The organism is Stenotrophomonas sp. YJH_SMC_110, from assembly GCF_059369255.1.
Map to the genome: position 1 here is coordinate 426786 of NZ_JCAFSM010000001.1, position 20242 is coordinate 447027.

The following is a 20242-nucleotide window of genomic DNA, read 5'->3' on the forward strand; positions in this document are numbered from 1 at the left end:
ACGGGCCCCCGCAGCCGGCCCCATACGCGAGTGGGCGCCCCCTTCGGGGCGCCCACCCTGTTCAACGCGCGGTGGATGCTCAGCGCTTGGCAGCGGCGCTGACCTTAAGCGCGGCGGCATCGACGCGGGTCACGCCCTTGATGCCCTTGGCGGTGTTGACCGCCTTGTCCTTCTCCGCCTGCGTAGCGACGGCACCGCTCAGGCTGACCACGCCGTTCACGGTTTCCACCTTGATCTCGGTGCCCGGAACGTTGCTGCTGGCCAGCAGATCGGCCTTCACCTTGGTGGTGATCCAGGTATCGGTCACCGGCTCATTGGAGTCGTGACGATCGGCATGGGTCGTCGGATGGGTGCTGGTCGGCGGGCTCTTCGCGGCCGGGTCCTTGGCGAATGCGGCCGAGGAGGACAGCGCCAGGCCCAGGGTCAGGGCGGAAGCAATCAGCGTGCGGGTGGTATTGCTCATCGTGTCGTACTCCTTCGGAATGTGCTGCCAGTCTGGACAACCCACCGTAGAGCAGGCGTGGCGTTGCGGTCATGCCGCCGTGAATCGAAGCGTTTCCAATGGCAACCGTTCAGTTTTGGACTGCCAGTCCCCGTCGTTTACCCTGCCCTTCCCACTGCCGGAGCCCTGCCATGCGCCCCGACCTGCAACTGGCCCTGATCGGCTACGGCTTCGCCGGCCGCGTCTTCCATGCACCGCTGATCCAGCACAGCCCCGGGCTGGCGCTGCACAGCATCGTCAGTTCACAACGCGACACCCTGCTGCGGACGTTCAGCGATGTGCACGTGCGTGCCACGCCGCAGCAGGTATTCGATGATCCGGCCGTGGATGCCGTAGTGATCGCCACGCCGAACGAACAGCACGCGCCACTGGCCATCGCGGCGCTGGCGGCAGGCAAGCATGTGCTGGTCGACAAGCCGTTCGCGCTGGATGTGGCCGAAGCGGAAACGGTGCTGGCTGCGGCACGCGATGCCGGGCGCATCGCCACCGTGTTCCAGAACCGGCGTTTCGATGCCGACTTCCTCACCCTGCAGTCGCTGCTGGCCGAAGGCAGCTTGGGCGACGTGGCCGAGTGCCACGCGCACTTCGACCGTTACCGTCCGCAGGTGCGCGACCGCTGGCGCGAACAGGACGGGCCCGGCAGTGGCCTGTGGTACGACCTCGGTCCGCACCTGCTGGACCAGATGCTGGTGCTGTTCGGCTGGCCCGAGGCAATCGATGCCGACCTGGCCGTGCAGCGCGAAGGTGGCGGCGGCATCGATTACTTCCACGCAATACTGCACTACCCACGGCATCGGGCGATCGTCCACGCCGGTTCCCTGGTGGCAGCGCAGACGCCGCACTTCAGTGTGCATGGCAGCGCCGCCAGCTGGATCAAGCACGGCGTGGACGTGCAGGAGGCGCAGCTGCGCCGCGGCGTGGCGCCGGGCGCACCAGGCTGGGGCATCGATCCGCGGCATGGCGAGCTGGTGCGCTGCGATACCGAAGACAACGTGCAACGCAGCACCGTCGACAACCTGCCCGGCGACTATCGCCGGTTGTATGCGCAGTTCGCAGCGGCGATGCACGGCGAGGGCGAAGCCACGGTCAGCCCGGTGCAGGCGCTGCAGCTGATGCGGTTGCTGCAGGCCGGCATGGACAGCGCGCGCGAAGGGCGCCGGATCGCGTTGGGGTGATCGGCAGGGCTGCGCCCTGCACCCGCGCAAGCGGTAGTGCCGGCCGCTGGCCGGCAACCTCAACAGCAACGGCAAAAAACGGCTACCCGTGAGATGGCGGACCCACCCGCCTTCGACAGTTATCCGCGCCCGACGGTAGGTGTCGACCTTGGTCGACACGTCAACGTGGAAGCGATCGGAGCAGGCTTCTGTAGAGTCGAGCCATGCTCGATTGGCTGCATGGGGTCAGAGCCCGTTCCCGCGGAAAGGGATCCGACCCCGATCTGCCTGGGGCCGGATCCCTTCGGCAACGCCGAAGGGCTCTGACGCCACCGCAGTGCTTACGACTTCTTGATGGCGTGGCCACCGAATTCATTGCGCATCGCCGACAGCAGGCGGTCGGTGAACGAATTCGATTCGCGCGAGCGCAGGCGTTCCAGCAGCGACAGCGTGATCACCGGCGCCGGCACATCCAGCGCGATGGCTTCGGCCACGGTCCAGCGGCCTTCGCCGGAATCCTCCACATACGGGGCAATGCCATCCAGCGAAGGATTGCGCTTGAGGGCTTCCGTGCTCAGGTCCAGCAGCCACGAACGCACCACGCTGCCGTGGCGCCACACCTCGGCCACCTGCGCCAGGTCCAGTTCCATCTCCTGCTTGCGCTCCATCAGCGCGAAGCCTTCGGCATAGGCCTGCATCATTCCGTACTCGATGCCGTTGTGGACCATCTTGGTGAAGTGGCCGGCACCGGACGGGCCGACGCGCCCCCAGCCACGATCTTCGGCCGGGGCCAGCGTGCGCAGCAACGGTGCGATCTGCTCCACCACCGACGCTTCGCCACCGACCATCAGGCTGTAGCCTTCCTGCAGGCCCCACACGCCACCGCTGGTGCCGCAGTCGACGTAGCCCAGATCATCCTCGGCCAGCGCCTTGGCGCGGCGGATCGAGTCCTGGTAGTTGGAGTTGCCGCCGTCGATGACGATGTCACCCTCGGCCAGGTGCGGGGTCAGCTGGCCCAGCGTCTGGTCGACGGTTTCGCCGGCCGGTACCATCAGCCACACCACGCGCGGCACCGGCAGCGCGGCCACGGCGGCGGCCAGCGAATCAACCACCTCCAGGCCGGCCTCGGCGGCGCGCTGGCGGGCGCCTTCGCCCGGGTCGTAGCCGACCACGCGGTGGCCGCCGCGATGCAGGCGCTGGGCCATGTTGGCGCCCATGCGGCCGAGGCCGATCATTGCAATATCCATTGTTTCACCTTCAGTTGGGGTCTAGGGTCAGGCTGCCTGGCCTGCCGGTAGCCGCGCAGTGGCGCAGCTGCGCCTCGCGCCAACGCCGGTAGAGCGTGGTATGCAGATTGTGCACCGCCAGGTCGATTGAAAACGGGGTTCGCGGGTTGCGATCGAGCAGGCGGGCGACGTGGTAGCCGATGGGACGTATACCGCGTGGATGCACATAGATCACGAACTGCTGGTAGAACGGATCGTCCAGCAGCTGGTCCATGCGCGCGAGCGTGTCGTGGTAGCGCGGCGCCAGCCGTGCGCGCAACTGCGGATCGCGCTCGAACAGCAGGCGCTCGAAGTAGCGCTGGCCGATGCGCGGGATGTCCTGCGCCAGTTTCCAGAGTTCGGCATTGCGCTGGTCGTACCAGGCCAGGCCGCCGTGCTGCGCCAGGGCCTGCGCAGCGCCCTCGCCCACAGTGACGACCACGAAGTTCTCGGCTTGGTTGCTCAGGTCATCCAGCGTACCGTTGTCGTACACATGTTCGATGAAGCCGGGCACACCCACGAACGCCTGCCGCCCCATCGCCGAGGTGCGCACCGCCTTGCCATCGGCGAAGAACTCGCCCGCGTGCGCGCCAAGCAGGATGCTGTCGGTGGCGTGCAGCGCGAGGAAGGTGCCGATCGACAGTTCATCCGCTGCGAACTCCGTATCGAACGCAGCATCGCCATACAGCTCGCGCTGGGTGGCCAGCTGCGCGACCTGGCGGCCGACACCGCACTCGGCGCGCACGGCACCGCTGTAGAACGCCTGCAGCGCATGGCTGTTGCCCGCACTGGGCACGAAGCCACGGCCGAAACTGCGCGTACGCTGCCAGCCCTGTGCCGGCGCGCCGCGCAGACCAAAGCCGATCCAGCCCAGTTGCGGGCCGGAGAAACGGAACGTGGCATTGCCCTGCAATGCCGAGGTCGCGCGCCGCGTGGCCGCCCCCAGCTCGAAGGCATAGGCGCAGACCGTGGCAGGGTCTTCCAGCAGCTGCTGCAGCAGTGCCTGTCGTTCGCCTGCAGGCAGATCCGCCGGCCAGCGTACGCGCAGGTCACCCGCTGCCTGTGCCGCGGCGAGCGAGGAACGCGTACACACCGGGCCCTTGTGTACCTGCGGTGCACGCAGCTCGGCATCCTCGAAGCGCCACCCCAACCGCTGCAGCAGGCCCTGCGTACAGTCCGGGGATGGCGCTGCGACGACCCACGCGGGCGCCAGCAGCAGGGCTGCAATCAGCCACCTGCCGCGCACGCTCAGCCCTGGTCCGTGACCGCCGGTGCGGGTGCGGGCTCCGGTGCTGCCGCCGGCGATGGCGACGGCTTGCCCGCCGCGGCCGGCAGGTACTGCTGCAGGCGCTGGAAGAAGCGACGATAGAACTCGGCATCGGTGACCGTGCTGCTGGCCACCTTCACCAGCGAGTCGTCGTTGCTGCCGAAGGGCAGCGATACCGAACCCAGCGCTCCCACACCGACACTGGCCGAGGTCGGGCTCTTCTTCAGCGCGTAGCGATCCTGCACTGCGCTGACGAACACCAGCGTCTGGCCGCCACGCGGGGCGCAGGAGATGCGCAGCACCAGCTGCTCATGGTCATCCTCGCGCGGCTGGAAGTTCTTGTTGCCTTCCACCTGTGCATCGTCGGAACGGGCGATGGCATAGCCCTGGCTGAGCAGCGTGCGGCGCGCCGCTTCGCAGGCTTCGCCCGGGCGCCCATCGACCGTGCGCGAGAAGGTATCGCCGGAATCGAAGGACTCGCGCAACACGGTGCTGTCGGCGGCACGGCCACCGCAGGCCGAGAGGATCAGGGCGCTGGTGAGCGCCACGGCGGCGCTGGAAAGACGGGAGGCCCGCATGGGTACTCCTGCGAGAACGGAAGCACCAAGGGTAGTCCCACCCCCGTGTGCGGCAGGTCGACATACCCTCCCACGTTGCTCCCGGTTCATGCACGAAAAAGGGGACGGAGGGAATTAAGTCGTTTGTGCCACAAACGACTTAATTCCCTCCGTCCCCTTTTACGACGAGGGGCCGGCAATGCCGGCCCCTGAGGTGTCACATGCCGTGGCCGGCTCAGTCCGCCCAGCGCCCCGCGCCGGTGGACTGCGGCAGCACCTGGGCCGACAGCGGGCGGTCATTGGCCAGCAGATTGACCGCGTCAGCGAGGATCGAGGCCGACTCGCGCAGCAGCGGGTCCGGACGCTTTTCAGCGGCCTTCTCACGGGCGGCATCCTTGACGATGTCGCGCTCGTTGCCGGTCAGGCCATCGTCGCTGCTGTCGTCGGCCAGCGGGTCCAGGGCCAGGCCCAGTTCCTTGCGCTGCACCTGGCGCTCCTTGCGCTGGGCGTCCTGGCGCTCGCGCTCGGCACGACGGGTCGCCTCGTTGAGCGAGATGTACTTCTTCGCGGCCTCGGTGCGGAACTGCTCCACGTCCTCGTTCCACCACTGGAATTCCTTGTCAGTGGCGATGCGCGCGTCGTGGCGGGTCTCCAGCTTCGGCAGCAGCGGCGCGAAGTTGCCGTACTGGGTGTGCGGCACGGCGGCGATGCGGGTCCACGGCAGGGCGTTGTCGTAGGTGCTTTCGCCGAATTCGGTGGCATCGACGCTGGCCGGGAAGGCCAGGTCCGGCACCACACCCTTGTGCTGGGTGCTGCTGCCGCTGATGCGGAAGAACTGGGCGATGGTCAGCTTGACCTGGCCGAAGCGCTGGGTCTCGCCGCTCGGCCAGCGATCGAGGTCGACGATGTTCTGCACGGTGCCCTTGCCGAAGCTGGTTTCACCGATCACCAGGCCACGGCCGTAGTCCTGGATGGCACCGGCGAAGATCTCCGAGGCCGAGGCCGAACCGCGGTTGATCAGCACCGCCAGCGGGCCATCCCACGCCACGCCCTGGTTGCGGTCGCTGTTGACGGTAACGCGGCCACCGGACTCGCGCACCTGCACCACCGGGCCCTGTTCAATGAACAGGCCGGTCAGTTCGATCGCCTCATCCAGCGAGCCCCCCCCGTTGTTGCGCAGGTCCAGCACCACGCCATCCAGCTTGTCGTTCTTGAAGCCGGCCAGCAGCTTGGCGACGTCGCGGGTGGCCGAGGCGTAGTCAGCGGCATTGCGGCGACGGCCTTCGAAGTCCTGGTAGAAGGTCGGCAGCTTGATCACGCCGATCCTGCGCGCCGGTTCGCCGTTGGCGGCCGGGATGCTCATGGTCTCGCCCTTGGCGGCCTGTTCGGCCAGGCGCACCTTCTGGCGGGTCAGGACCAGCGTGTGGTGCTTGCCGTCCACGCCCTCGGCGGCCGGGATGAATTCCAGCTTGACCTGGGTATCCTTGGCACCGCGGATCTTGGCCACGACGTCGTCGATGCGCCAGCCGATCACATCCTCGACCAGGCCGGACTTGCCCTGGCCAACGCCGACGATGCGGTCCCCCGGCTTCAGGGTGCCGTCCACTGCGGCCGGACCACCGGCGATGATCTCGCGGATCACCACCATGTCGTCCTGCCGCTGCAGCTGCGCACCGATGCCTTCCAGCGACAGCGACATCGCCTGGTTGAAGTTCTCGGCGGTGCGCGGGGTGAAGTAGTCAGTGTGCGGATCAACCGCGCTGGTGTAGGCGTTCATGAAGAACTGGAAGACGTCTTCGCCCTTCAGCTCGTTGACCGACTTCTCCAGCGTCGCGTAGCGCTTGTCCAGCGTCTTGCGGATGTCGTCCGGCTTCTTGCCCGCCAGCTTCAGGCGCAGCCAGTCGTTCTTCACCGACTTGCGCCACAGCTCATCCAGTTCGGCACTGCTGGCCGCCCACGGAACCTTCTTGCGGTCGTATTCGAAGCGCTCGTCGGTGGTGAAGTCCGGCTCCTGCTTGAGCAGCTTGCGCGCATAGGCCACGCGCTCGCCGACGCGCTGCTTGTAGACCGCGAACACCTGGAACGCCGGCTCCAGCTCGCCGCCACGGATGGCCGAAGAGATGTTGGCTTCGAACGGCGCGAAGCGCGCCACGTCGGCCTGGGTGAAGTACTGCTTGCCGCCGTCCAGGGTCTCCAGGTAACGCTTGAACACGTCTTTGGAGGTGGCCTCGTCCAGCGCGCGCGGGCGGTAGGCGTAGCGGCTGTCGGACAACAGGCCGTACACCAGCTTGGAGGTGGTCACCTGATCGGCGGTGGCCGCCGCGGGCAATGCGGGCGAGTCGGCCTTGGCCGCCAGCGCCAGCGGCGCGACCAGCGCCAGGGCCATCAGGAATGCGGGGGCTTTGAATTTCATTGACGTGCTCGAAGGCGCCTTGCCAAGGGGGAGACTGCAGGGTGTTCAGACACCACGACAGTGCCGAAAGTTGCCGGGTTTGTCATCCGGCCGCGCTCGGTGGAAAACCAGCCTAGCCGGGCCGGTGTAGCAAATTGTGAATGCATGCAGAGCCGAGCCCATGCTCGGCTGGCCGGCAGCAAGCAGCCGAGCATGGGCTCGGCTCTGCGGCAGGCAGAGGTATGCGGACCAACGGTCCGCACCCACCTCAAGAGATGCCGGCGCCCTTGGCCTGCACGTCAGCGTGGTACGACGAGCGCACCATCGGGCCGGACGCCACGTGGCTGAAGCCCAGCGCGTAGCCGTAGTCTTCCAGCGCCTTGTAGTCCTCGGGGGTCCAGTACTTCAGTACCGGGTGGTGATGCGCGGTCGGCTGCAGGTACTGGCCGATGGTGATCATGTCCACATCGTGCGCGCGCAGGTCGCGCATGGTGGCCTTGATCTGTTCGAAGTCTTCGCCCAGGCCCAGCATGATGCCGCTCTTGGTCGGCACGTCCGGGTGCTGTGCCTTGAAGTTCTTCAGCAGGTTCAGTGACCACTGGTAGTCCGCACCCGGGCGCACGTTGCGGTACAGGTCCGGCACGGTCTCGATGTTGTGGTTGAACACATCCGGCGGGTTCTGCGCCAGGATCTCCAGCGCGCGCTCCATGCGGCCCTTGCCACGGAAGTCCGGGGTCAGCACTTCGATGCGGGTACCCGGCGACTTTTCGCGGATGGCGGTGATGCAGTCGACGAAGTGCTGGGCACCGCCGTCACGCAGGTCATCGCGGTCGACGCTGGTCACCACCACGTACTTCAGGCCCATGTCGGCCACGGTCTGGCCGAGGCTGGCCGGTTCGTTGGCATCCGGCGGCTTCGGGCGGCCATGGGCCACGTCGCAGAACGAGCAGCGGCGGGTGCAGACCTCGCCGAGGATCATGAAGGTGGCGGTGCCATGGCCGAAGCATTCGTGGATGTTCGGGCAGCTGGCTTCCTCGCACACCGTCACCAGGCGGTTCTCGCGCAGCTTGGCCTTCAGGTTCTGCACGGCGTTGCCCGAGGGAATACGCACGCGGATCCACGACGGCTTGCGCAGCACCGGCGCATCGGCGAACTGCACCGGCGAACGGTTGATCTTGTCACCGCCCAGCTGCTTGACCCCGGCCTGCAACGGCGCGGCGGACGGAGAGTCGCCCTGCACGATCTGCAGGGGAATGGAACGGGCGGTGGTTTCAGTCATGGCAGTTCCGGGGGGCGGTCAGGCGGCCGCAGAAAGATCGGGCAGTTCCGGCGTGTGCTGCAGCAGCAGGCCGAACTGGCGGGCCAGGTGGTCCAGCAGCACCGGCTTGACGGCATCCAGCCCGGAGGGGCCGCCCAAGTCTACCACCGAGGTCACCTGCAACCCCTGATAGCCACAGGGGTTGATGCGGTGGAAGGGTTCCAGGTCCATGGCCACGTTGAAGGCCAGGCCATGGAAGGTGCAGCCGCGGCGCACGCGGATGCCAAGCGCAGCGATCTTGGCGCCACCGACGTAGACGCCCGGGGCGCCCTCGCGGCGTTCGGCGCCGATGTTCCACTCGGCCAGGGTATCGATGAGGGCCTGCTCGATGCGGCACACGTAGTCGCGCACACCGATGCCCAGCCGCGGCAGGCGCAACAGCGGGTAGACCACGATCTGGCCGGGCCCGTGATAGGTCACCTGGCCGCCACGGTCCACGTGCAGCACGGGGATGTCACCCGGCGCCAGCACGTGCTCATCCTTGCCGGCCTGGCCCAGGGTGAACACCGGATCGTGCTCGACTACCCACAGTTCGTCGGCGTCGGCGTCGCTGCGCTGGTCGGTGAAGCGCTGCATGGCGCGCCACACCGGCTCGTACGCCTGGCGGCCGAGGTCGCGGACCACCGCCGGACGCGGCGCGCGGTCTTCCGGGGCGGCTTCGGCCGGGCAGCTGTCGGCTACAGCGTCCACTTCACTTCCGGGTGGTCGCGCAGTGCCTGGTGCGCCAGGTCGTACTGCTCGCGGCTCTCGGCCTTGAACACGATGCGGACGGACACGTACTTGCCGTTGGACGAATGCTTCCAGCTGATGCGTTCGTTCACCACATCGATGCCGGCAGCCAGCAGCAGACGGGGAAGCTCATGCTCCAGGCCGCGGTTGGCCGGGCCCATGGCGCTGAGCTCGAACTGGCCGGGGAACTGGAAGCCGTGGTCGGGGTTGTCGGACTTGATTTCCATGGCCCCATTATCGGGCCGCAGGGCAACAAACCCAAGAGTATTCATCAACGTCAAAGACAGCACTGGCGGCCTGCTGCGTTGCAGCTGGCCCAAAAGCGCGGGCGGAGAGCCCAACGGCAGCTGACTGGTTCTTTCGGCCCCTCACTGACCGGGGCATCGTGCGCGCGGCCTGCAGTCGCCTTCACGCCAGGCCTGCGGCGCGTGCGCGGGTAACGAATTGTGTCCGCCGGACAATGTTGTTTTCGGAACAGACAAGTGATCCCAACGTGCTCGTTCCGGCGCGCGGGCACGAGTACCGTAGCGTTGCAGAAAACGACAGAAAACCGCCCCCTTCCCCATGAGCATTCCATCCATGCGTAGTGTCGCAGCCCTCGGGCTGGCCGGCCTGCTGGCCTCTGCCCTCCCCTTTGCCGCCCAGGCGGCCGAACAATGTGGTCCGGACGCGATGCGCGATCACCCGCCGCAGGTCAATTTCCGCGTCGACAACGACCTGTTCGGCGGCCGCCACCAGGACCAGGGCTATACCAACGGTGCGCTGTTGACCCTGGTCTCGCCCAATCTGGTCGATTACACCGACGACCCGTGCCTTCCACGCATGGCGCGCTGGGTGAACCAGTACCTGGAAGGCCTGCATCCGGGCAGGTTCGAACAGCAGAACATGATCTTCAGCATCGGCCAGGGCATCTTCACCCCGACCGATTTCAGCCGCAGGGACCTGATCGAGGACGACCGCCCTTACGCGGGCGTACTGATCGCAAACTTCGGTTTCAATGCGCGCAGCGGCGACCGCCTGCAGACCACCCAGCTGACGTTGGGCGTAGTTGGCCCGTGGGCACAGGGCAAGCAGGTGCAGAATGCCGTGCACGAAGTGCTGGGCGACGAGAAATTCAAGGGCTGGGACAACCAGCTGCACAACGAGCCGCTGTTCATGCTGACCCATGAGCGCATGCGCCGCTGGCCGGGTGATGCCAGCATCAATGCCGACGGCTGGGGTTGGGACGCGATCAGCCACTACGGCGGCTCGATCGGCAACCTGGAAACCAAGGCCAACCTCGGCGGTGAAGTGCGCTTCGGCTGGAAGCTGCCGGACGACTTCGGCAGCACGCCGTTGCGCCCGGCCGGTGAGAACACGGCACCGACCCGCAGCGGCCGTCCCAATGGCTGGTCCTGGCACCTGTTCGCGACCTCGGACGCGGCCTGGGTGATCCGCGACATCACGCTGGATGGCAACACGTTCCGCAACAGTCACAGCGTGGACAAGCGCCATGTGGTGGCCTACGGCGGCTATGGCGTGGCCGTGATGTACGGACGCTGGAAGTTCGCCGCTGCGCGTTACCACAGCACGCGAGAGTTCAACGGCCAGCGCCAATCGCCGGTGTTCGGCAGCTTCACCATCAGCCGCTCGCTGTAGGCGAGGGGCTGAGGGTGAAGCGGGTAGGTGCCGACCGTTGGTCGGCACACCGGTTACCGCATCGCTCGCTGCAAGTCAGGCGCTGCAGGTGGTGCCGGCCGCTGGCCGGATGCCGGCAGTTCCGGATGAGTTGCTGGGGAGCCGGCCAGCGGCCGGCACGACCCGCATCTGGGTGGGCTCATGCGGAGCCGGCCAGCGGCCGGCTCTACCCCCCGCGTGCGGGGGGAAGCGGCCTTCCGAAACAGAAAAGGCCGGCATTTGCCGGCCTTTTCGTTCACCACGCAAAGGCGTGGATCATTCCGATTCCCACCACATCCAGAAGCTGTCCCACAGGCGCTTGAAGAAGCCGGCCTGCTCGACGGCGGCCACGGCCACCAGCGGTGCCTCGGCGATGACCTTGCCATCCAGCGTGACCTTCACGGTGCCGATCTGCTGGCCGGCAGTGAACGGTGCTTCCAGGGTCTTGGGCACGTCGATGCTCGGCTTCAGGTCGTTGTAGCGGCCGCGCGGCACGCTCACCAGCATCGGCTGGGCCACGCCCAGCTGTACCTTGTCGGTGGTGCCCTTCCAGACCTTGTGCTCGGCCACGGCCTTGCCCGGCTCGTACAGGCGATGGGTCTCGAAGAAGCGGAAGCCCCAGTTCAGCAGGGCCAGGCTGTCGTCGGCACGCTGCTTCTCCGACGCACCACCCAGCACTACGGCGATCAGGCGCTGGTCGCCACGCTGGGCCGAGCTCATCAGGCAGTAGCCGGCTTCGGACGTGTGGCCGGTCTTGATGCCATCCACGCTGCCATCGCGCCACAGCAGCAGGTTGCGGTTCGGCTGCTTGATGTTGCCGACCTGGAATTCCTTGATCTTGTTGTACGCGTAGGTTTCCGGGTAATCACGCACCATCGCGCGGCCCAGCAGCGCCAGGTCGTAGGCGGTGCTGTGGTGGCCCTGTGCGGTCAGGCCGTGGGCGTTGACGAAGTGCGAGTCCTTCATGCCGATCTTGGCGGCGTAGCTGTTCATCAGCGACGCAAAGGCTTCTTCGCTGCCGGCCACATGCTCGGCCAGGGCGATCGCGGCGTCATTGCCGGACTGGATCGCCATGCCCTTTTCCATGTCTTCCAGGCGTGCGGTCTGGTTGACCGGGAAGCCGCTGTAGCTGCCGTCGGTACCGGCGCCACCTTCGCGCCAGGCGCGCTCGCTCATCATCACCTGGTCATCTGCACGGACCTTGCCGTTCTTGACCTCGGCGGCAACCACGTACGACGTCATCACCTTGGTGATGCTGGCCGGGGCCAGCTGCTCGTGGATGTTCTCGCCGGCCAGCACCTGGCCGGTGGCGTAGTCCATCAGGACCCAGGCCTTGGACACGCTCGGGGCCGGGGCCGGCGGGGTCGCGACGGTGGCCGGGGCGGCAGCGGCGGCGGCAGGCGCCGGCGTGGCCGGGGTCGGCAGCGGCGTCTGGGCGGAAGCCAGGCCCACCACCAGGGTGGCGGCCAGGGCGGTGGCGGCGGAACGGAAATTCATTGGACAGCAGGCTCCAGGGGACGGCCGGGAATGGAGGGTGGAACGTAACGGCCATTGTAAGGCCGGGGGAGCCTGGGCCGGCAGCACCGGCCCGGGCGGATCAATCCTTGACGATCTGCGGCGAACCCAGGCCCAGACCGGCGATGCGGCCGGCAAGTTCCGCGGCACTGGCATGGTCGGTGGCAGGAACGCGCAGACGGAACAGGGTGCGGCCACCGGCGGCGATGTCGCTGATGGTCGCGCCGACGATGCCGGCAGCGTTGAGCTGGCCCATCGCACGGTTGGCGTTGTCGCGACTGGAGAAGCTGGCGACCTGCACCATCACCGCGCCCACCACCTGCTGCGACAGGCTGGGTGCCGCCGGCGTGGCGGCGACGGTGCGCACGGGTGCCGGCGCGACGGCGCGCGGCGCGGCGCTGGCGACTGCAACCGGCGCCGGTGCGGTGCTGCGCAGCGGTGCACTCGGCGGCAGGCTGCTGACCGCCACCTCCGGCACGGTGCTGGCCACGCCCTGGGTGGTGGCCGGCTGGCCGCGTGCCGGCATGCCATCGGCCGGCAGGCGCTTGACCAGGCGATCGATATCGCTGTCGGCAGTGGCGCGCGCGGTCGCTGCCGGGCGTGCACTGGCCACCGCAGCTGCCGCTTCGGCGGCACGACGCTCGCGGCGGGACGGCTTCTGCGCCAGCAGGTTGCTCTCGCCCGGCTGCAGCGCGCGCACTTCCACGTTGCCGGTACCGCGCTGGGTGATGCCCAGGCGCACGGCGGCGGCATAACTGAGATCGACCACGCGACCATCGTGGAACGGGCCGCGGTCGTTGACGCGCACGATCACCGACTCGCCATTGTCGAGGTTGGTCACGCGGGCGAAGCTGGGCAGCGGCAGCGTCTTGTGCGCGGCGGTGAACTGGTACATGTCGTAGACCTCGCGGTTGGAGGTCAGGCGGCCATGGAACTTGGCGCCGTAGTACGACGCGGTACCGCGCTCGACATAGTCGTGGGTATCGTCGAGCACCTTGTAGGACTTGCCCAGCACCACGTACGGCGACTTGTTGCCGATCGCCGAGCGCTCCTCGGCGGTCACTTCCGGCTCGGGAATGCAGGCCACGTTGGGAATGTAATCCGGCGTGCTGTCACGCACGCCCGGCTTGTACAGGCCACCGGCAGTGTAGTTGCCGCGGGTGCTCAGGTCTTCCTTGGCCGCCGCGTACGGTGACCCTTCCGGGCAGTGTGCCGGGCGCGAGCCACGCCCCTGCACCAGCGTGCCGCCGGACTTGCCACCATGGCCGGCCGTGGCCGGCTTCTTCGGCGCGCTGCTGCAGGCAGCCAGCGCGAGGACGATCAAGCCTGGGACCAGCCATCTGATGTTCATGCCGGGGGCAGCTCCTGTCCGGCGATGGCCTGGGACAACTGGAACACGGCCATCGCGTACATCTTCGAGAGGTTGTAGCGGGTGATCGCGTAGTAGTTCTGGAAGCCCAGCCAGTACTGCTTGCCGGTGCTGCCTTCAAGCGTGATCGGCGTGGCGGTGGCGCCCGGCTGCACCGGCGCGCCCGGCTGGTAGCCGCGCTGCGCCAGGTCGGCCATCGTCCAGGTCGGCATCCATTCGGTCGGATTGAACTCCTCGCGGCCCGGCGCCAGCGTGGCCGGCACGGCCACCTGCCCGCCACGCACCCAGCCGCCCTTCTTCACGAAGTAGTTGGCGATGGACGAGAACACGTCGTCGTAGCTGGTGAACAGGTCGCGGCGGCCATCACCGTTTCCGTCCACGGCGTAGTCGAGATAGCTGGACGGCATGAACTGGCCCATGCCCATCGCACCGGCATAACTGCCCTTGAGCGTGGTGATATCCAGTTTCTCTTCGTGGCCCAACTCGAACAGCTTGGCCAGCTCATCGCGGAAGAACAGCTCGCGGCGCACTTCGCGTTCCAGCTTGGCCGGGTCGCCGCTGCGCGGGTAATAGAACGCCAGCGTGTACAGCGCATCGAGCACGCGATGGCTGCCAGCATTCCTGCCGTAGCTGGTTTCCACACCGATGATCGCGACGATCACTTCGGCCGGCACGCCGGTGCGCTGCTGCACGCGATCCAGTTCGGCGCGGTGTTCGGCCAGGAACGCGCGGCCGCCATCGATGCGCGCCTTGCTGATGAACATCGGCCGGTACTCATTCCACGGCTTGACCCGTTCGGCCGGGCGCGACATCGCGGCGATGATCGGCTGGCGCACCTGCGCCTGGTCGAGCACGCTGCTGATCTGCTCCGGCTTCAGGCCATAGCGCTTGGCGGTATCGGCAATGAAGCGGGCCCGTGCGACCTCGAACGGCACCGGGGTGAGATCGACCGGCGCCGCGGTGGCGGCGGTGGCTTCAGGCGCGGCCTCGGCCGGGCCATGGGCCTTGGCGGCGGGCTGGCGCGGCGTACTGCTGGCCTGGGGCGAAGACGGTGGGGACTTCGGCTGGGTCGCGCAGGCGACCAGGCCGAGGGTGAGCATGCAGGCCAGAGTGCGTCGAATCATCGTCGCAGGTTAGCAGGTCATGGATGAATTAAAACCCCTAACACCATGAATCACAACGATTTGCCTGCGACCAGCGGGAAATGTGAAGGCACCGTGATCGCCCTTCCCCATTCAGATGGAGGTTGCCGGTTGCGTCCCCATCCCCGCAGACGCAACCGGCGACCGGATCCGGTCGGTACCTGCGCGGCTGCCGCTCCCCAGTGGCAGTACCCCGCGCTCCCTGTACCCGTTGGATCAGTACTGCTTCCCGCCCGACGCCCCCTCGCGCTGCAACGATTGACGGCGCGCCGTGCCGAACGGGCCGCCATTGTGCAGGCCGATTACGACAAGTCCATTGATCAAGATCAACGCGGTGTAAAAGTGTGAACCAGCTAACGTTTTTTGCGGACTTTCGTCAGCGGGCGTGCTGTCATGCATCGGCGTGAGAACGCTTCCACAACGGGCGTTGCGCAGTCAGGAGTTTCCAGCCAACGGCGCAGCCCCTCGTGGGTGGCCGCGAAAAGCAGTTCATGGGTGGGGCCGGGTAGACGGGCTGCGCAGGGGCCGCTGCAAGTACGTCCATGTAAGCTCGGTCGCCGCATCCATGCGGCTCACGCCCCTGCGCAGCCCCTCTACCCGGCCACGGACAGGTTCCGTGCGCGTCTACCCACGGCGAAGTAAAGAGAAGATCAAAAGCAGAGGCGGCCTGCCGGGTCGCTTCATTGCCGTGTGTAGAGCCGAGCCATGCTCGGCTCACGAGCAAGCGCAGCGTCGCGATCCGCTTTTGATCTTCTTTTTCTTCTCCGTGGGTGGCAGACCTCCGAAATCTGTCAGAAGCCGGTCGGGTTGGGTACGCGGGGGTGTCAGCCGCATGGATGCGGCTGCCAAGCCTCCAGGGACGGATTCACGGCGTCCCCCGCGTACCCAACCCGACCGGCCCACCCGCGGCTTCTGCTTTCCGCAGCCACCCAGACACCACCCACGAGGGGCTGCGCCGTTGGCCGGAAACCCTATCCCCCGTGCACGGGCCGGTGCCCGCGTACCGCCATCACCAACCCGATGCCGGCCAACAGCGAAACCGCCGATGTCCCGCCGTAGCTGATCAGCGGCATTGGAATGCCCACCACCGGCAGCAGGCCGGAAATCATTCCGCCGTTCACCAGCACGTAGACGAAGAACGCCAGCCCCAGGCTGCCGGCCAGCAACCGTGCATGCGTGTCGCGCGCGTGCACGGCAATCCACAGGCAACGCCCGACCACGAACAGGTACAGCGCGAACAGCGTCGCCACGCCGATCCAGCCGAACTCTTCGGCCAGCACCGAAAACGCGAAGTCGGTGGTGTATTCGGGGAGGAAATCCAGCGTGGCCTGGGTGCCCTGCCCCCAGCCGCGTCCCTGCCATCCCCCGGAGCCGATCGCGATGCGTGACTGCAGGATGTTCCAGCCGGTGCCCAGGGGGTCGGCCGCCGGGTCGAGGAAGGTCAACACACGATCCTTCTGGTACTGACGCAGCAGACCGAACCACGCCAGCGGCGCGGCCACTGCCAGCCCCGCCGCGCCGGTCGCCACCCAGCCCCAGTGCAGGCCCGCCAGCAACAACGCGAACACGCCGCTGGCGGTGACCAGCGTGGCGGTGCCGAGGTTGGGCTGCATCAGGATCAACACCGCCGGCGCGCCGATCAGCACCGCGGCGGTCAGTACCGTGCGCGGCGACGGCGGCAGCGGTTGCCGGTGCAGGTACCAGGCCATCATCAACGGCAGGCTGAGCTTGAGCAGCTCCGACGGTTGCAGGTAGAACACGCCGAGGTTGAGCCAGCGCTGCCCATATTTGCCGGTGCCGATCACATACACCGCCATCAGCGGCAGCATCGACAGCGCGTACAACGCTGGTGTCCACGCGCGCAGGCGCAGCAGCGAAACACGTGACAGCAGCCACATCGCCAGCAGTCCACCCGCAAAGCGCGCCGCCTGCCCGGCCACCGGCCCGGACACACTGTGCAGCACCGCCAGGCCCGCGCCCATCAGGATCAGCAATGCGACCAGCAACGGCAGATCGATCGTGCGCACTGCCTCACGGCAGCCGCCAAACAGTCGTTTCCATTCCACGCGCAGCACGCTAGCAACGGGCGCTTGCGTGAAGCTGTCAGGGTGCTTCTGATCTCCGTAGCCGGGCTGTGGGGTCAGATCCCTTTTCCCTGTGGAAAAAGGGTTCTGACCCCGACGCCGTACTCAGCCGTAGCCGCCGTGCACCGGGTTGTGACTGCGCACCGCCATCACCAATCCGAAGCCGGCCAGCAGTGACACCGCCGAGGTACCGCCGTAGCTGATCAGCGGCATCGGCACGCCCACCACCGGCAGCAGGCCAGAAATCATCCCGCCGTTCACCAGCACATAGACGAAGAACGCCAGGCCGGTGGCGCCGGCCAGCAGGCGCGAATACGAATCGCGCGACTGGCTGGCGATCCACAGGCAGCGCCCGATCACCACCAGGTACAGCGCCAGCACGGTGGCCACGCCGATCCAGCCGAACTCCTCGCTCAGCACCGAGAACGCGAAGTCGGTGGTCTGTTCGGGAATGAAGTTCAGGTGCGACTGCGAGCCCTCGCCCCAGCCCTTGCCATCGAAGCCGCCGGAACCGATCGCGATCTTCGACTGGATGATGTTCCACCCGGCCCCCAGCGCATCCATCTCCGGGTCCAGGAACATCATGATGCGGTCCTTCTGGTACGGCCGCAGCAACCAGAACCAGGCCACCGGCGCGACCGCGGCCACGCCACCCACACCCAGGCCGACCCACCACCACGGCAGGCCGGCCAACAACAGCACGAACACGCCACTGGCAGCGATCAGCACACCAGTACCGAAGTCCGGCTGCAGCATCACCAGGCCAGTGGGCACGCCGATGATGACCAGGGCCACGAGCACGGTGTTGAAGCGCGGCGGCAGCGGCATTTTGTGCAGGTACCAGGCCACCATCATCGGCAGGCTGACCTTCAGCAGCTCGGCCGGCTGCAGGTAGAAGAATTTCAGGTCCAGCCACTGCCGGCCGTACTTGCCGGTGCCCAGCACGAACACCGCCAGCAACGGGATCATCGAGATCGCGTAGATCATCGGCGTAGCCGAGCGGATGCGCAGGATCGGCACCCGCGAGATGCCCCACAGCGCGGCCATGCCCACGGCGAAGCGCGCGCCCTGGGCCATCACCAGGCTGTCGCCACCGGCGCTCTTCAGGGTGGCCAGGCCGATCACCATCAGCGTCCCCAGGGCCAGGCACAGCACCCAGTCCAGCGTGCTGAAGAAGCGGCGCAGCATGTCGCCGGCCCAGCGCAGGAACACTCTCATCGTACGGGCTCCGCGACGGTCGGGCGTGGCGTGGCGGGCAACGCGGCGGCGGCCGGCGTACCCGGCTGCGGTGCGGGTACAGGTTCCGGCGCCGGCACGCCGACCAGCACCGGATGTTCACCCAGCTGCGCCGCGGCGAGGTCGCCAGCCTGGCGCGCGCCGGCATCTTCGTTGTCGAACGCGGTGGCGCCGATGGCGGTGGTGCCGCGCTCGCTGTCCAGTGGCTGCATGCCTTCGGGCATCTTGCCCAGCAGGTAGGCGTCGAACACCTTGCGTGCGATCGGCGCGGCCGCCGAACCACCATAGCCGCCGCCTTCCACGGCCACCGCGATCGCGATCACCGGGTTTTCCACCGGTGCGAAGCCGACGAACAGCGCGCGGTGGCGCAGGTGCATCGGCAGGCTCTTCGGATTCACCGCCGCCGTGCCCTTTCGGCTGATGACCTGCGCGGTACCGGTCTTGCCGGCCATCACGTACGGCGCACCCACTGCCACGCGCCAGCCGCTGCCGCCGGGCCGCATGGTCGCCATCATGCCCTCGCGCACGGCCTGCACGTTGGCGGGGTTGGGGCTGACCGGCTTGCTCTCGCCAGCCGGCATCGCCGACCAGTCGCTGTCGAAACCCTCGCGCTGCTGGATCACCAGGTGCGGGGTGCGCAGCTGGCCATCGGCCAGACCGCTGACGCCGCGCGCCAGCTGCAGCGGGGTGACCTTCCAGTCACCCTGGCCGATGCTGATGTTGACCGTATCACCGGGGTACCAGGCTTCCTTGCGGCTCTTCCGCTTGTAGGCCGGCGACGGCAGGATGCCGCCGATCTCGCCGGTGAGGTCGATGCCGGTCGGCTGGCCGAAGCCGTAGTACTCCATGTAATGGTCGAAGCGCTCGATGCCCAGGTCCAGCGCCAGCTTGTAGTAGTAGGTGTTGACCGATTCGGCGATGGACTTGCGCAGGTCGGTCCAGCCATGGCCGCCACGGTGGGCGTCACCCCAGCCGCGGGAAGTGCCCGGCAGATAGAACATGCCGGTGGACAGCACCTTGTCTTCCGGGCGTCGAACGCCCGAATCCAGGCCGGCCAGGCCGATCAGCGGCTTCAGCGTGGAACCGGGGGCGACGCCACCGAGCACCAGGCGGTTGAACTGCGGCCGCGACGGGTTTTCGTTCAGCGCCTTGAAGTCGGCATGCGAGATGCCGTTGACGAACAGGTTGGGGTCGTAGGACGGCAGGCTGACCATCGCCAGCACTTCGCCGGTGCGCGGGTCCATCGCCACCGCCGAGCCTTCCTGGTCGCCGAAGGCGGCCACCATGGCGCGCTGCAGGTCGGCGTCGATCGACAGCCGCAGGTCGGCGCCGGACTGCGCGGCGACGCGGCCGATGGTGCGGATCGCGCGCCCCTGCACGTTGGTCTCGACCTGCTCGTAGCCGACCTTGCCGCGCAGCTGCTGCTCGTAGTAACGCTCCAGGCCGGACTTGCCGATGTGGGTCAGCGCGGCATTGCCTTCGCCGAGGATCTCCAGATCCTTGTCATCAACGCGGCCAACGTAGCCGATGATGTGCGCGAACAGATCGCCGTAGGGGTAGCGGCGGGTCAGGTAGGGCTCCAGCTCGACGCCGGGGAAGCGCCAGCGGTCGACCGCGAAGCGCGCCATCTCCTCGTCGCTCATGCGCAGCTTCAGCGTGACCGGCAGGAACTTGCGGCGCGCCTTGCGCGACTTGTTGAACGCTTCCAGCTCTTCCGGGCTGATGTTGATGATCTTCGCCAGCCCTTCCAGGGTGGCGTCCATGTCCTTGACCTTGTCCGGGGTCACGTCCAGGCGGAAGGCCGGCACGTTCTCGGCCAGCAGGCGGCCATTGCGGTCGTAGATCATGCCGCGCCCGGGCACCACCGGCCGCGGCTTGATGCGGTTGGCTTCCGAGCGCGTGGCATAGACGTCGTGGTCCAGCACCTGCAGCTTGAAGTACCAGCCGCCCAGGCCCAGCAGGCAGACCAGCACGCCCAGGAAGCCCAGCGCCGCGCGGCGGCGGAACTGTTCGGCTTCGGCGTGCGGGTTCTTGACCTGGCGGCGCGGGATCATGG

At 67.4% G+C, this 20242-nt stretch carries 17 protein-coding genes; 3 read left to right on the top strand and 14 right to left on the bottom strand.

Annotated elements, in window-relative coordinates:
* Positions 1–79 precede the first annotated feature (79 nt).
* On the bottom strand, positions 80–463 hold the full coding sequence (locus AC5P6H_RS01820) for a BON domain-containing protein (protein WP_014648433.1): 384 nt from the start codon (positions 461–463) through the stop codon (positions 80–82).
* Between the two features lie 170 nt (positions 464–633).
* Here AC5P6H_RS01820 and AC5P6H_RS01825 point away from each other — a divergent pair, with 170 nt between their 5' ends.
* The gene (locus AC5P6H_RS01825) at positions 634–1677 is read left to right on the top strand and encodes an oxidoreductase (protein ID WP_495202272.1); all 1044 of its coding nucleotides are present in this window, start codon (positions 634–636) and stop codon (positions 1675–1677) included.
* A gap of 320 nt (positions 1678–1997) precedes the next feature.
* Here the strand turns inward: AC5P6H_RS01825 and gnd are convergent, their stop codons facing one another.
* From gnd to AC5P6H_RS01860, 7 genes are all read right to left on the bottom strand, one after another.
* Positions 1998–2903 carry a phosphogluconate dehydrogenase (NAD(+)-dependent, decarboxylating) gene (gene gnd / locus AC5P6H_RS01830; RefSeq protein ID WP_014648435.1) on the bottom strand — a complete coding sequence of 302 codons (906 nt, stop codon included), beginning with the start codon at positions 2901–2903 and terminating at the stop codon, positions 1998–2000.
* Positions 2904–2913: 10 nt separating this feature from the next.
* Complete coding sequence (locus tag AC5P6H_RS01835; RefSeq protein WP_014648436.1) at positions 2914–4167, bottom strand: hypothetical protein; 1254 nt, start codon at positions 4165–4167, stop codon at positions 2914–2916.
* A 2-nt stretch (positions 4168–4169) separates the two neighbouring features.
* On the bottom strand, positions 4170–4766 hold the full coding sequence (locus AC5P6H_RS01840; RefSeq protein ID WP_032960208.1) for a DUF2242 domain-containing protein: 597 nt from the start codon (positions 4764–4766) through the stop codon (positions 4170–4172).
* A gap of 214 nt (positions 4767–4980) precedes the next feature.
* Entirely contained in the window at positions 4981–7158 is a 2178-nt protein-coding gene (locus AC5P6H_RS01845; protein WP_014648438.1) for a carboxy terminal-processing peptidase, read from the bottom strand.
* 247 nt (positions 7159–7405) lie between these two features.
* Positions 7406–8416: a lipoyl synthase gene (gene lipA, locus AC5P6H_RS01850; RefSeq protein ID WP_032960206.1), complete on the bottom strand. Its 1011-nt coding sequence runs from the start codon at positions 8414–8416 to the stop codon at positions 7406–7408.
* 18 nt (positions 8417–8434) lie between these two features.
* Positions 8435–9145: a lipoyl(octanoyl) transferase LipB gene (lipB, locus tag AC5P6H_RS01855; protein WP_014648440.1), complete on the bottom strand. Its 711-nt coding sequence runs from the start codon at positions 9143–9145 to the stop codon at positions 8435–8437.
* Positions 9133–9411 (bottom strand): YbeD family protein, encoded by a 279-nt coding sequence (locus AC5P6H_RS01860; protein ID WP_005411067.1) that lies wholly within the window; start codon positions 9409–9411, stop codon positions 9133–9135. Before AC5P6H_RS01860 ends, lipB begins: the two co-directional genes overlap by 13 nt.
* 352 nt (positions 9412–9763) lie before the next feature.
* Here AC5P6H_RS01860 and AC5P6H_RS01865 point away from each other — a divergent pair, with 352 nt between their 5' ends.
* Positions 9764–10822, top strand: a complete 1059-nt coding sequence (locus tag AC5P6H_RS01865; protein ID WP_080281880.1) for a lipid A deacylase LpxR family protein — start codon at positions 9764–9766, stop codon at positions 10820–10822.
* Between the two features lie 294 nt (positions 10823–11116).
* Here AC5P6H_RS01865 and AC5P6H_RS01870 read toward each other — a convergent pair whose 3' ends face one another.
* The 3 genes from AC5P6H_RS01870 to mltB form a co-directional block, all read right to left on the bottom strand.
* On the bottom strand, positions 11117–12337 hold the full coding sequence (locus tag AC5P6H_RS01870; RefSeq protein ID WP_014648443.1) for a D-alanyl-D-alanine carboxypeptidase family protein: 1221 nt from the start codon (positions 12335–12337) through the stop codon (positions 11117–11119).
* Between the two features lie 100 nt (positions 12338–12437).
* Positions 12438–13706: a septal ring lytic transglycosylase RlpA family protein gene (locus AC5P6H_RS01875; protein WP_014648444.1), complete on the bottom strand. Its 1269-nt coding sequence runs from the start codon at positions 13704–13706 to the stop codon at positions 12438–12440.
* Positions 13703–14848: a lytic murein transglycosylase B gene (mltB, locus tag AC5P6H_RS01880; RefSeq protein ID WP_032957863.1), complete on the bottom strand. Its 1146-nt coding sequence runs from the start codon at positions 14846–14848 to the stop codon at positions 13703–13705. Before mltB ends, AC5P6H_RS01875 begins: the two co-directional genes overlap by 4 nt.
* A 45-nt stretch (positions 14849–14893) precedes the next feature.
* On the opposite strand from mltB, the gene AC5P6H_RS01885 reads away from it, so the two are divergent.
* Complete coding sequence (locus AC5P6H_RS01885) at positions 14894–15214, top strand: DUF8588 domain-containing protein (protein WP_414615787.1); 321 nt, start codon at positions 14894–14896, stop codon at positions 15212–15214.
* Between the two features lie 623 nt (positions 15215–15837).
* Here the strand turns inward: AC5P6H_RS01885 and rodA (AC5P6H_RS01890) are convergent.
* The 3 genes from rodA (AC5P6H_RS01890) to mrdA form a co-directional block, all read right to left on the bottom strand.
* The gene (gene rodA, locus AC5P6H_RS01890; protein ID WP_049406772.1) at positions 15838–16932 is read right to left on the bottom strand and encodes a rod shape-determining protein RodA; all 1095 of its coding nucleotides are present in this window, start codon (positions 16930–16932) and stop codon (positions 15838–15840) included.
* A 123-nt stretch (positions 16933–17055) separates the two neighbouring features.
* Positions 17056–18168, bottom strand: a complete 1113-nt coding sequence (gene rodA, locus AC5P6H_RS01895) for a rod shape-determining protein RodA (protein WP_014648447.1) — start codon at positions 18166–18168, stop codon at positions 17056–17058.
* Positions 18165–20240 carry a penicillin-binding protein 2 gene (mrdA, locus tag AC5P6H_RS01900; protein ID WP_053496216.1) on the bottom strand — a complete coding sequence of 692 codons (2076 nt, stop codon included), beginning with the start codon at positions 20238–20240 and terminating at the stop codon, positions 18165–18167. The genes rodA (AC5P6H_RS01895) and mrdA overlap by 4 nt, the downstream gene beginning before the upstream one ends.
* Between the last annotated feature and the right edge of the window lie 2 nt (positions 20241–20242).